The following is a 12305-nucleotide window of genomic DNA, read 5'->3' on the forward strand; positions in this document are numbered from 1 at the left end:
GGGCTGGTCAGCGCTGCACGCGGGCGCTTCCTCCACGGGCCAGCTTGGCCACCTCCGCGAGCGTCACCATGGTGGTGTCGCCCGGGGTGGTCATCGCGAGCGCTCCGTGCGCCGCGCCGTACTCGACGGCCTCCTGGAGGGAGCTCAGCTCCATGAGCCCGTACGCCAGGCCGGAGGCGAACGAGTCGCCGCCGCCGACGCGGTCGAAGATCTCCAGGTCCGCCCGGTGCGTGGCCTCGGCGAAGCCCTCCTTGCGCGACCACGCGACGGCGCCCCAGTCGTTGCGCGACGCGGAACGCACCCCACGCAGGGTCGTGGCGATCACCTGGAAGTTCGGGTACGCCTCGGACGCCGTCTCGATCATCGAGCGGAACGCGCCGGTGTCCAGGTCGGTCAGGTTCTCGTCGACGCCCTCGACCTCGAAGCCGAGCGAGGCGGTGAAGTCCTCCTCGTTGCCGATCATCACGTCCACGTGCCGGGCGAGACGCCGGTTGACCTCCCGCGCGCGCTCCTCCCCGCCGATGCCCTTCCACAGCGAGGGCCGGTAGTTCAGGTCGTACGACACGATGGTGCCGTGCCGGCGGGCGGCGGCCATCGCGGCCTCGGCGACGTCCGCGCTGCTCTCGGAGAGCGCCGCGAAGATGCCGCCCGTGTGCAGCCAGCGCACGCCGCGGGAGAACAGCGCGTCCCAGTCGACGTCGTCGGGCCGCATCTGCGCGATGGCGGTGTGGCCGCGGTCGCTCACGCCGACGGCGCCGCGTGCGCCGAAGCCGCGCTCGGTGAAGTTGAGGCCGTTGCGCACCTCGCGGCCGATGCCGTCGTACGGCACCCACCGCACGTACTGCGTGTCGAGGCCGCCGGTCAGCATGAAGTCCTCGACCAGCCGGCCGATCTCGTTGTCGGCGAGCGCGGTGACGATCGCGCCGCGCAGGCCGAAGCAGCGGCGCAGACCGCGCGCCACGTTGTACTCGCCGCCGCCCTCCCAGACGTCGAAGCTGCGGGCGGTGCGGACGCGGCGGTTGCCCGGGTCGAGGCGGAGCATCACCTCGCCGAGGGCTACGACGTCGTAGGCGCTCTCGGCGGCGGGGCGGACGTTGAGCGAGGTCATCGGTTGTTCTCCTCGGTGGTCGAGCTTGTCGAGGCCGCGCGGCCGTCGATCTGCGCCGCGAGCGCCACGGCCTCGCGGGTGCGGCGGGTGATCTCGTCCCAGTCGCCCGCGGTGACGAGCTTGCGGTCGACCATCCACGAGCCGCCGACCGCGAGCACCGGCGGCAGGGTCAGGTAGTCGGCCAGGTTGGCGGTGCTGACGCCGCCCGTCGGCACGAACCGCAGCCCCGGGAACGGCGCGGAGAACGCCTTGATCGCGGCAGGTCCGCCGACGACGGACGCGGGGAACAGCTTGACGACGTCGACCCCCAGGTCGAGCGCCGCCATGATCTCCGACGGCGTCGCCACGCCCGGCAGCACGGGGATGCCGTGCGCCTGCGCGCGCCGCACGACGGCGGCCGACAGCCCCGGGGACACGATGTAGCGGGCTCCGGCCGCGGCGACGTCGTCCACCTGCCGCGTGGTGGTCACAGTGCCCGCGCCGACGACGACGTCGGGCCGGTTCTTCGCGACCGCCCGGATGGCGTCGAGGCCGCCCGCGAGCCGCAGCGTGATCTCGGCGACGGGAAGGCCGCCCGCGACCAGCGCGTCGGCTAGGCGGGCGCCTTCGTCGGCGCCGTCGACCACGACCACCGGAACCAGCCGGTGCGCGGCGAGGGTCTCGAGGACTGTGCTGTCCGCGGATGACATCCGATCTCCGTTTCGCTATGGTGAACGCCTGTTGTTCACTGCGAAACGCATGCTACGTGAGGGAGCCCGATGGAAGCCAGTCCGCTCGGCGGCGTCGACAAGGCGCTCCTCGCGCTCGACACGCTCGCGGGCTTCGGCGCCGCGGGCGCCCCGCTGGCGACGCTCGCCCAGGCGGTCGGCGTCAGCAAGCCCACGCTGCACCGCACGCTCGCCGCGCTGCGGCACCGCGGCTACGCCGAGCAGACGCCGGACGGCGCCTACCGGCTGGGCCCCGCCGCGCTCGCCCTCGGGAGCACCTACCTGGCCGAGGAGAACCTGCCCGCGCTGCTGCACCCGGCCCTGACGGCACTCAGCGAGAAGACCGACGAGCTGGTGCACCTCGGGGTGCTCGCCGGGCGCGAGGTCGTCTACCTGGACAAGGTCGAGCCGCAGCGCGCGGTGCGCGTGTGGTCTGCCGTCGGACGGCGGCGCGCGGCCGCGACGACGGCGCTGGGTCGCGCGCTCCTGTCGGTCCAGGAGCTCGACGACGCGGCGCTCGCCCGGTTCGCCGGCGAGGACGCCCGCCCCGAGCGCCTGCGTGAGGCCCTGTCGGAGGCCCGGACCACCGGGATCGCGGGGGAGACGGAAGAGAACGAGCCGGGCATCGCCTGCATAGCGGTCCCGCTGCTGCGGGCTGGGCGTGCGGTCGCCGCGGTCAGCATCACCGCCCCGGCCGAGCGCCTCCGGGGCGCCGCCCGCGCCGACCGGGTAGCGGCCCTCCGGAACGTCCTCCCCGCCCTCCTCCCGGCAGGCCTCACGACTCGTTGAGTGCGGGCTATTTGCGCTCTCCGAGGCCCGAACAGCGCAAATACCCAGCACTCACGGGAATGGACGACGAAGGCCCGGCCACCCCTCTCGGGGTGACCGGGCCTTCGTGGTCCGGAGAGCTACCGGGCGATCACGCCCCGCCGGCAGCCATCTGGCCCGACGGCGGCAGGTCGCGCGGCACCAGTCCGGCGCCCGCGGGCACCGACTGGGGCTCGGCCGGGGTCGGCCGACGACGCTCGTCGCGCTCCACACCCTGGAACGTGAACTCGCCGAGGATGCCCTCGCCCACGCCGTCCACGATCACGAGCTGACCGGCGGTGAGCTCGCCGAACAGGATCTTCTCGGACAGCGAGTCCTCGATCTCCCGCTGGATCGCACGCTTGAGCGGGCGTGCGCCGAGCACCGGGTCGTAACCCTTCTCGGCCAGCAGACCCTTCGCGACGGGCGTGAGCTCGATGCCCATGTCCCGGTCGCGCAGACGCTTGTCGAGCTTGGCGATCTCGAGGTCGACGATCTGGATGATCTCGTCCTGCGAGAGCTGCGGGAACACGACCGTGTCGTCGACGCGGTTGAGGAACTCAGGCCGGAAGTGCTGCTTGAGCTCGTCGTTGACCTTCGCCTTCATGCGCTCGTAGGAGGTCACCAGGTCGCCGCCGGCGTTGAAGCCGGTCTGGAGGCCCTTGGCGATGTCCCGCGTGCCGAGGTTGGTGGTCATGATGATCACGGTGTTCTTGAAGTCGACCACTCGCCCCTGCGAGTCCGTGAGGCGACCGTCCTCGAGCACCTGCAGCAGCGAGTTGAAGATGTCGGCGTGCGCCTTCTCCACCTCGTCGAACAGGACCACGGAGAACGGCTTGCGCCGCACCTTCTCGGTGAGCTGGCCACCCTCGTCGTAGCCGACGTATCCGGGCGGGGAGCCGAACAGCCGCGAGACCGTGTGCTTCTCCGAGAACTCGGACATGTCGAGCTGGATGAGCGCGTCGTCGTCACCGAACAGGAACTCGGCGAGCGCCTTGGCGAGCTCGGTCTTACCGACACCCGTGGGGCCGGCGAAGATGAACGAGCCACCGGGACGCTTCGGGTCCTTGAGGCCGGCCCGCGTACGGCGGATCGCCTGCGACAGCGCCTTGATCGCGGCCTCCTGGCCGACGACCCGCTTGTGCAGCTCCTCCTCCATGTGGAGCAGGCGGCTGGACTCCTCCTCCGTGAGCTTGACGACCGGGATGCCCGTGGACATCGCCAGCACCTCGGCGATCAGCTCGTCGTCGACCTCTGCGACCGTGTCGAGGTCGCCCGACTTCCAGGCCTTCTCCTTGTCCGCGCGAACCTGCGTGAGCTGCTTCTCCTTGTCACGCAGTCCGGCGGCCTTCTCGAAGTCCTGCTCGTCGATCGCCGACTCCTTCTCGCGGCGCGCCTCGGCGATGCTCTCGTCGAGCTCCTTGAGCTCCGGCGGCGCCGTCATGCGACGGATACGGAGACGTGCCCCGGCCTCGTCGATCAGGTCGATCGCCTTGTCCGGGAGGAACCGGTCGTTGATGTACCGGTCGGCGAGCGTGGCCGCGGAGACCAGCGCGGAGTCCGTGATGGACACGCGGTGGTGCGCCTCGTAGCGGTCGCGCAGGCCCTTGAGGATCTCGATGGCGTGCTCGAGCGACGGCTCGGACACCTGGATCGGCTGGAAGCGACGCTCCAGGGCCGGGTCCTTCTCGACGTACTTGCGGTACTCGTCGAGCGTGGTGGCACCGATCGTCTGCAGCTCACCGCGAGCCAGCATGGGCTTCAGGATCGAGGCCGCGTCGATAGCACCCTCGGCGGCACCCGCACCCACCAGGGTGTGGATCTCGTCGATGAACAGGATGATGTCGCCGCGCGTGCGGATCTCCTTGAGCACCTTCTTGAGGCGCTCCTCGAAGTCACCGCGGTAGCGGGAACCGGCGACCAGCGCGCCCAGGTCAAGCGTGTACAGCTGCTTGTCCTTGAGCGTCTCCGGGACATCGCCCTTGACGATGTCCTGGGCCAGCCCTTCGACGACGGCGGTCTTGCCGACGCCGGGCTCACCGATCAGCACCGGGTTGTTCTTGGTGCGGCGGGAGAGGACCTGCATGACCCGCTCGATCTCCTGCGTACGACCGATGACCGGGTCCAGCTTGCCCTCGCGCGCGGCCTGGGTGAGGTTGCGGCCGAACTGGTCGAGCACGGCCGAGCCTGCGGGCTGGCCCTCCTGGGGACCGCCCGCGGAGACCGGCTCCTTACCCTGGTAGCCGCTCAGCAGCTGGATGACCTGCTGGCGCACCTTGTTCAGGTCGGCACCCATCTTGGTGAGCACCTGTGCTGCGACGCCCTCACCCTCGCGGATGAGACCGAGCAGGATGTGCTCCGTGCCGATGTAGTTGTGGCCGAGCTGCAGCGCCTCGCGGAGCGACAGCTCAAGAACCTTCTTGGCGCGGGGCGTGAACGGGATGTGCCCGCTCGGCGCCTGCTGCCCCTCACCGATGATCTCGGTGACCTGGGTGCGGACGCCGTCGAGCGAGATCCCTAGCGACTCGAGCGCCTTGGCGGCTACGCCCTCACCCTCGTGGATGAGGCCGAGCAGGATGTGCTCCGTGCCGATGTAGTTGTGGTTCAGCATCCGCGCCTCTTCCTGGGCGAGGACGACGACCCTACGGGCGCGATCCGTAAATCTCTCGAACATGTGCTGCTCCCTCACGAGCGGCGTACACCTGCACCGGCGGTACCAGGCCTGACCGCAATGACTCTATGCGCTCACAACGCGCCCATGGGCCGGTTGATGCCCTTGTTCGCCAGGGGCGTGACGATGTCGTACCCCAGAGCGGCCCTGAGCACCCGGCGCGGCGCGACACGCCCGGGCACCGGGATCCGGCGGCGAGTCCCGGCTGATTCCGGGCCGATTCTGGCGGAGGTCGTTGACGCGTCCCGCCTCACCCGGCAGTCTCTTGTCAGTCCCGCACCCGCCCCGGGGAGGCCACATGGCGGACGAACCGAGCCCGACCCCCGAGTCCTGGGAACAGATCGTCGCGCGCTTCGCGCGCTTCTCCGGCGTCGTCGGCGAGGTGGACGACCCCCTGACCTGGGGACTCGACCTCGTCGAGGAGGAGGTCACCGGCGTCTCCGACAGCACGGACCCCACCGAGGAACGGTTCCTGCGGTCCTATCGCACGTTCTCCGGCGAGACCGTCGAGATCGAGACCCTCCGCGTGCCCGCCACGCCGACGCAGATCGAGGACATCGTCCGCGCCGCCTGCAGCGGCGCGCTCGTCGCCCCGTTGCACGCCGACGTCGACCCGGCCGCGTCCCAGGAGATCACCGACGTGGCCGACCTCGCCGAGTCGTACCAGGACTACCGCAGCGCGATGCGCGCCATCGTCGCGGAGGTCGACGACGTGCCGTGCGAGACCCGCCAGTTCCGGGTCGACGGCGCGGCCAAGCGCTGCATGCGCGTCACGGTGCGCAACGTGACGGCCGTGTACTCGCCGGCCGCCGACCGCGCGGTCGTCGTGACCGGGCCTGCCGACCTGGTGGACCGCGTCGACGTCATCACCCGCCCCATCCGCAACCTCCTCCACGGCGAGGAAGGCCCGCGGTTCTAACCCGCGGCTCACCCCCAGCGGCAGCCGACTCACCCCATGCGGCGCGTCGGACGGCGGTACGATCGCCGCTGTGATCCGCGCCACCGCCTCCGCCGCGACACCGCGGCCTGCGGTGCGCAGACCCTCGGCACGGCGTCCTGTCCTGCCGACGCTGCTGCTCATGGCGGCGCTCGCGCTGGTGGGCACGGCCGCCGTCGGACAGCATGCTGCCGCCGCCGAGCCCAACCGGGACGGCATCTGGGTCAGCGTCGACGGCGTCGCGTTCGAGCCGGACGGCGAGAGCGACGAGGTCTCCTACGTGGTGCGGCCCCTCGGGTCGCGCAACGGCGGCCAGGCCTACTCCCGCGACCTGACCCGGGACGAGCAGAACGACGGCTGGGCCGCGTTCTGGGAGGCCCGCCAGGCCTACGAGGACGGCTATTGCGTGGTGTGGGTCGAGGTCGAGGACGCGAGCAACTGGCACGAGTCGGAGGACAGCACCGCCTGCACCGCCGACGAGCCAGCCGCCGGTCCCCCGAAGTCCACCCCCGCGCCGACCGCGACGAAGGACACGAAGCCGAGGCAGGCGGCGACGCCGAAGCCCGCGCAGCCGCAGGTGGCGAAGTCGACGCCGACCTCCGCACCGACGCCGTCCGAGACCACGACCCCCACGCCGACCCCGAGCCCGACGCCCAGCCCGACGCCGTCCGCGACCGCCTCGAGCACGCCGAGCCCGTCGCCGTCGCACATGTCTCCCGGGGCGGCCCTCGTGCAGGACATCCAGCGGCAGCCCACCGTGCGGCGGGACGTGCACGCCGCGGAGCAGAGCGACGTCATCTCACCGCTCGGCTGGGTGGCCGTGCTCGGCGGCGGCACGCTGCTCACAGCGGCCGGCGTGCTGGTGCTCTGGCGCCGTCTGACCTGAGTCCCGCTCACGCGCCGGGCGCCCAGGGCAGACTGGGTTCGTGACCACACCCGCAGGCCTCCTCCTGACGCCCGGCGCGGGCGCCAACCGGGACAGCCCGGCGCTCGTCGCCGTGGAGCGCGCCCTGTCCGACGCCGAACCGCCGCTGCCCGTGCGCCGGGTCGACTTCCCGTACCGCCTCGAGGGGCGCCGGATGCCGGACCGGGCGCCGGTCGCCGTCGCGCACCTGCGTGCCGAGGCCACGGCGTGGGCCGACGAGCTCGGCGTGCCGACGGACCGGCTGCTCCTGGGCGGGCGGTCGTACGGCGGGCGGATGTGCTCCATGGCCGTCGCGGAGGGGCTCCCCGCGGCGGGCCTGGTGCTGCTCAGCTACCCGCTGCACCCGCCGGGACGTCCGGAGAAGCTTCGCGTGGAGCACTTCGGGCAGATCGAGGTGCCCACGCTGTTCGTGTCCGGCGACAAGGACCAGTTCGGCACGCCCGACGAGCTCGCGGAGCACGTCGCCGCGATTCCCGGTCCCGTCACGACGGTGACGCTGTCCGGCGCGCACGACATGCGCGGCGCGGTGCGGGAAAGGGCGGTGGCGGAAGCGGTAGCGGCCTGGCTCGCCGTGCTGTGAGCGCGATCGTTGCGACTGTGCGACCGTCTTAGGCGCTACGGTCACGCTCACAACCAGAGCTTCAGCGGCCTCCGGCCGGCTTTTCCGGGTACGACGGCGGGGTCTTGTCCAGCTCGATGGCGATCTCGCGGCGTTCCGCGATGATGTGCTCGCGCTCCTCGTCCCGCTGCTCCAGCGCGTCGGCCTGGAGGTCGGCGCTCAGGTGGTCCCAGTAGAGCGTGCCGTCGAGGTGCTGAGTCTCGTGGATGAAGCACCGTGCGAGGTACCCGGTGCCTGAGAGCTGCACCGGCCCGCCGTGCTGGTCGACGCCGCGCACCGTCGCCGCGCCGGGACGTTCGAGCGGCTCGTACGCGCCGACGATCGAGAGGCAGCCCTCCTCCTCCGTCTCGGGCTCCGCGTCGAGGTCCATCTCGAGCACCGGGTTCACCACGTGCCCCACGTGCCGGTCGCCGGACGAGTCCGTGAGGTCGTACACGAACACCCGCAGGTCTACGCCGACCTGGGGCGCCGCGAGGCCCACGCCCTGCGCCGACTCCATCGTGGCGAACAGGTCGTCGATCAGCCGCGCCAGCTCCGGGGTGGAGAACTTCTCGACGGTCCGGGCCGGGTTGTGCAGCACCGGCTCACCGATCTCGGTGATGCGCAGCACACGGCCACGCTCCACCTCAGGGGCGATCGCGGGGTACTCCTCGACCGGCTCTCCGAGCAGGTAGGTGACGGGTTTGCGCCGTAGGGGGCGGGTCCATGCCATGGCACAGAGGGTACCTTCGACGGATGCAGCGCACGGCGGTACCGACCGGCCTCCGGCCTCGGGCGGCGCCCGCCGTCGCGGCGGTGCTGACCGTGGCCGCCGGCCTGTCCGTGCGGTCCGTGCTGGGCGGCGACCTGGCGAAGTACGCGGGCGACGCGCTCTACGCCCTGCTGATCTTCTGGCTCGTGCTCGTAGTGGCGCCGCGTACTCGCGGGTGGGTGGCCGCGCTGGTGGCGTTCGGGGTCAGCGTGGCCGTCGAGCTCTTCCAGCTCACCGGCGTCCCCGCCGAGCTGGGCGCGCACAGCACGCTCGCCCGGCTGGTGCTCGGCACTACGTTCAACACGCCTGACCTGCCGTTCTACGCCGTCGGGGCGGCGCTGGGCTGGGCGCTGCACCGGACAGCCCGCGCAGCGCGTGCCGGACGATCGCTCGCGCGCCGTCGGGCGTCAGGTCGCCGGACCGCTCCGTCCAGCGGCGTGTGACCGGCGCGAAGATCAGTCCACGGCCTGCCCCAGATCGTCGCCGACGTGCGCAGTTCCGCCTCGGTGCGATGTCACACCCGGGGCACCGCCGTCGTCGGCGGTGCGGACATGACGTCACCTTCGAGGAGAACCGCATGAACATCGCCCTGTGGATAGTTGCCGGGCTGCTTTCGGTCGCCTACGTGGCCGGCGGCGGGCTCAAGCTCATCATGAGCAAGGAGAGGATCGTCGCGACGGGACCTGCCGCTGCCTGGGTCGAGGACTTCAGGCCCGGCTCCGTCAAGGCCATCGGCGCCCTGGAGGTCCTGGGTGGGCTTGGTCTGATATTGCCCGCGGCTCTCGGCATCGCGACCGACCTGGTGCGCCTCGCCGCCCTCGGCCTGGCGATGATCATGGTGGGCGCGGCGGCCACCCGCATCACGCGCCGCGAGTACAAGCTCCTGGTGGCCGACCTGACCTACCTGGTCCTGATCGGCTTCGTGGTGTGGGGGCGGTTCGGGCCGGAGGCCTTCGTCGACTGACCAGCCCAGAGGCTCTTCGGACTGGTGGGTCAAACTCTCTACAGATAACCGCAGGTGCATAGGGTTTGATCCGCCAGTGAAGGACCTAGGGCGACAGCGCCCGCGTCCGGGCACAGGAACGAACAAACCCCCCAAACGAGTGCTTGGGGGGTCTGACGTGTAGTTCGACACGCGTGAGCCGCCTGTGAGAATCGAACTCACGACCTTCTCATTACGAGTGAGACGCTCTACCGACTGAGCTAAGGCGGCGCGCGCACCACGAGCCGGCCAGAACCGGATCGGTGAGCGGCCCTCACTGTACCCAATGGAAGGCCCAGGTTTCAAAGCGAAACCGTGTGACGTGCTCAACCCCTCGGATCAGGGCCGACGTCGGGTCAGCAGGTGAGGCCCTCGTCCGGCACGGTGCCGTCCACCAGGTAGCCCTCCACGGCGTCGGCGACGCACGTGTTCGACCGCCCGTACGCCGTGTGCCCCTCGCCCTCGTAGGTGACCAGGACGCCCGACGCGAGCGTCTTCGAGAGCGACTCGGCCCAGCGGTACGGGGTGGCGGGGTCGTTGGTGGTGCCGACGACGACGATCGGCGGCGCACCCTTCGCGGCCGGGTCGAACTCCTGCTTCGCCGGCGGGTACGGCCAGTCCGTGCACTCGATGCCCGAGTAGCCGAAGGACTCGCCGAGCGTGGGCGCCGCCTCCTCGATCTGGGCGGCGAGCTCCTGCATCGTGCCCATGTCCTCCTCGGCGCGGGAGTCGGCGCAGTTGATCGCGCGGAACGCCTCCTCGCTGTTGGACTTGAACGTGCCGTCCTCGCTGCGGTCGTTGTAGACGTCCGCCAGGTAGAGCAGGTCGTCGCCCTTGCCCTCCACGAGCACCTCCTGCAGGGCCTGCGTGAGGAACGACCAGGACGCCTCGTCGTACATCGTCACGGCCACGCCGTAGAAGGCGAGCTTCTTGGTGACGGGACGGCCGGACGACGTCGGGATGGGGTTGGGTTCCGCGTCCTCGACGATCGCCTGGATCTGCTTCAGGCCATTGGTGACGTCGCCCGTGAGCGGGCAGTCGCTGCTCGCCTGGCAGTCCGTCACGTAGGCGCGCAGGGCGCTCTCGAAGCCCTCGGCCTGCTGCAGCGCCACCTCGTCCGAGGCCAGCGTGGTGTCGAGGGCGCCGTCGAGCACGAGACGACCCGAGCGGTCCGGGAAGAGGCCTGCATAGGTGGCACCGAGCTGGGTGCCGTAGGAGAAGCCGAGGTAGTTGAGCTTGTCGTCGCCGAGCGCGGCTCGGAGCATGTCCATGTCGCGCGCGGCGGACTGCGTGTCCACGTTCCCCAGGAGCGGCCCCGTGTTCTCGGCGCAGGCCTGGCCCCAGGCCCGGACGGCGTCCTGCCGGTCGGCCAGGCCCTCCGGCGTGTAGGGGTAGTCCGTGCTGAGGAACTCGTCCTTGTCCGCGTCGTCGTAGCACTTCACCGGCGTCGACTGCCCGACGCCCCGGGGGTCGAAGCCCACGATGTCGAACGACGAGCGCAGCGACTGCCCGAACCGCGCCGGGTCGCCCACGAAGTCCACGCCCGAGCCACCCGGCCCGCCCGGGTTGACCAGCAGCGAGCCCACCTTCTGCCCCGAGGCGGGGATCCGCTTGAGCGCTAGCTCGATGCTGCCCGCCCCGGCGTCGTGCCAGGAGAGCGGGGCCGAGGCGGTGGCGCACTGGAAGCCCTCACCGCACTCGGCCCACTCCAGCGACTGGCCGTAGTAGTCCTCGAACCCCTTCGGCGCGCCCTCCGTCGCCGAGCCGTCCGACTTGCCCACGTCCTCCAGCGCCGTCTGCACCTTGGGGGGTGCACCGCAGGCGGCGAGGAGAAGAACTGTGGTGAGCAGGGTGGCGACGACGGCCGCAGGCTGACGACGGCTGGCGGGGCGAATCACCCGGACAACCTACCGGTTGTGCTGGGTAGATTTCTTACCCGTTGGCGAACCGACACGCGACCCTCACGAGTCGAGCCAGGCGACCGGTCCGGGCTTGCCCTCGGCGGCCCGGGGCTGCAGCTGGACCGTGCCCTTGTCACCCAGCATGACCGGGATCTCCTCGCCGGTGTCCGACTCCGCCGGCACCCCCACCACCGTGGTGGTCGGCCCGAAGTCCATCGTGCAGATGCCGTCGCTCGGCGGCGTCAGGCGCACCGAGAGGACGCCGTCCGCGGCGGCGACCTTCGCGGACTTGCCGCCCGCACCCAGGGTCGCCTCCGGCTCCGCGTAGGTGGGGCACGAGCTGGACCCGTTGGTCACGACGTACAGCAGACCCTCCTCGGGGGCCCAGGCGACGCCGACCGTCGACTCGGTGTTTCCCTCCAGGCCGGGCGGCAGTCCGCGCCCGGAGTTGCCTGCCTTGGTCTCCATGTCGGCGGCCTGCACCGGCATGTCGCCCTCGCCTGCGTCGTCCGAAGGGCTGGGGCTGGCCGTGTCACTCTCCTCCGGGGCCGGCGAGGCGGTCGTGGTCGACGAGCCCGCCTCGGACCCGCCGACGTCGGACTGCGCACACCCCGACAGCGCGAGCGCCGCCGTCATGCTGATGCCCAGAGCTGTCATGCCCGCACGCGCCAGAGCCCGCGCCGTCACACCGGACCGGTCGATCCGCCTGATCTTCATGCCCAGATCCTTCCACTCGCCGCCGAAATTCACCTGGTGGAGGGGCCGCAGCCTGCGACCCCTCCACCCGTGTCATGTGGCGGGGAGCGCAGGTCTTGCACGTCACCCTCGACGCGTAGGACGACTCGCGAAGTAGAGCGCCTGTCCGAGTCTCCCCGGTGTCGCCGGGGAGACTCGGAC

The 12305-nt window shown here is 71.2% G+C and carries 12 protein-coding genes and 1 tRNA gene; 6 read left to right on the forward strand and 7 right to left on the reverse strand.

Going from position 1 to position 12305, the window contains the following annotated elements; genetic code table 11:
• Window positions 1-7: 7 nt before the first annotated feature.
• The gene (locus tag ACFT2C_RS21470; protein ID WP_377209116.1) at window positions 8-1108 is read right to left on the reverse strand and encodes a sugar kinase; all 1101 of its coding nucleotides are present in this window, start codon (window positions 1106-1108) and stop codon (window positions 8-10) included.
• Entirely contained in the window at window positions 1105-1797 is a 693-nt protein-coding gene (eda, locus tag ACFT2C_RS21475; protein WP_377209117.1) for a bifunctional 4-hydroxy-2-oxoglutarate aldolase/2-dehydro-3-deoxy-phosphogluconate aldolase, read from the reverse strand. Before eda ends, ACFT2C_RS21470 begins: the two co-directional genes overlap by 4 nt.
• 69 nt (window positions 1798-1866) lie before the next feature.
• On the opposite strand from eda, the gene ACFT2C_RS21480 reads away from it, so the two are divergent.
• Window positions 1867-2604 (forward strand): IclR family transcriptional regulator, encoded by a 738-nt coding sequence (locus tag ACFT2C_RS21480; RefSeq protein WP_377209118.1) that lies wholly within the window; start codon window positions 1867-1869, stop codon window positions 2602-2604.
• Between the two features lie 130 nt (window positions 2605-2734).
• On the opposite strand, the gene ACFT2C_RS21485 is transcribed toward ACFT2C_RS21480, so the two are convergent.
• Complete coding sequence (locus ACFT2C_RS21485; protein ID WP_377209119.1) at window positions 2735-5296, reverse strand: ATP-dependent Clp protease ATP-binding subunit; 2562 nt, start codon at window positions 5294-5296, stop codon at window positions 2735-2737.
• 295 nt (window positions 5297-5591) lie between these two features.
• Between ACFT2C_RS21485 and ACFT2C_RS21490 the strand changes: the two genes are divergently transcribed.
• From ACFT2C_RS21490 to ACFT2C_RS21500, 3 genes are all read left to right on the forward strand, one after another.
• On the forward strand, window positions 5592-6212 hold the full coding sequence (locus ACFT2C_RS21490) for a hypothetical protein (RefSeq protein ID WP_377209120.1): 621 nt from the start codon (window positions 5592-5594) through the stop codon (window positions 6210-6212).
• Window positions 6213-6282: 70 nt separating this feature from the next.
• Window positions 6283-7116, forward strand: a complete 834-nt coding sequence (locus ACFT2C_RS21495) for a hypothetical protein (protein WP_377209121.1) — start codon at window positions 6283-6285, stop codon at window positions 7114-7116.
• 40 nt (window positions 7117-7156) lie between these two features.
• Entirely contained in the window at window positions 7157-7735 is a 579-nt protein-coding gene (locus tag ACFT2C_RS21500) for an alpha/beta family hydrolase (protein WP_377209122.1), read from the forward strand.
• Between the two features lie 61 nt (window positions 7736-7796).
• On the opposite strand, the gene def is transcribed toward ACFT2C_RS21500, so the two are convergent.
• On the reverse strand, window positions 7797-8486 hold the full coding sequence (def, locus tag ACFT2C_RS21505) for a peptide deformylase (protein ID WP_377209123.1): 690 nt from the start codon (window positions 8484-8486) through the stop codon (window positions 7797-7799).
• A gap of 23 nt (window positions 8487-8509) precedes the next feature.
• On the opposite strand from def, the gene ACFT2C_RS21510 reads away from it, so the two are divergent.
• Together ACFT2C_RS21510 and ACFT2C_RS21515 are read left to right on the forward strand one after the other, a co-directional pair.
• The gene (locus tag ACFT2C_RS21510; RefSeq protein WP_377209124.1) at window positions 8510-8968 is read left to right on the forward strand and encodes a DUF2809 domain-containing protein; all 459 of its coding nucleotides are present in this window, start codon (window positions 8510-8512) and stop codon (window positions 8966-8968) included.
• Window positions 8969-9102: 134 nt separating this feature from the next.
• Window positions 9103-9489 (forward strand): DoxX family protein, encoded by a 387-nt coding sequence (locus tag ACFT2C_RS21515; RefSeq protein ID WP_377209125.1) that lies wholly within the window; start codon window positions 9103-9105, stop codon window positions 9487-9489.
• A 176-nt stretch (window positions 9490-9665) separates the two neighbouring features.
• On the opposite strand, the gene ACFT2C_RS21520 is transcribed toward ACFT2C_RS21515, so the two are convergent.
• The 3 genes from ACFT2C_RS21520 to ACFT2C_RS21530 all read right to left on the reverse strand — a co-directional run bounded on the left by ACFT2C_RS21520 (window position 9666) and on the right by ACFT2C_RS21530 (window position 12125).
• Window positions 9666-9738 (reverse strand) — tRNA-Thr (locus ACFT2C_RS21520).
• 125 nt (window positions 9739-9863) lie between these two features.
• Window positions 9864-11405 (reverse strand): alpha/beta hydrolase, encoded by a 1542-nt coding sequence (locus ACFT2C_RS21525; RefSeq protein ID WP_377209126.1) that lies wholly within the window; start codon window positions 11403-11405, stop codon window positions 9864-9866.
• Window positions 11406-11468: 63 nt separating this feature from the next.
• Complete coding sequence (locus ACFT2C_RS21530) at window positions 11469-12125, reverse strand: hypothetical protein (protein ID WP_377209127.1); 657 nt, start codon at window positions 12123-12125, stop codon at window positions 11469-11471.
• Window positions 12126-12305 lie beyond the last annotated feature (180 nt).

It is taken from the genome of Promicromonospora sp. NPDC057138, assembly GCF_042670845.1.
Classification (GTDB): domain Bacteria; phylum Actinomycetota; class Actinomycetes; order Actinomycetales; family Cellulomonadaceae; genus Promicromonospora.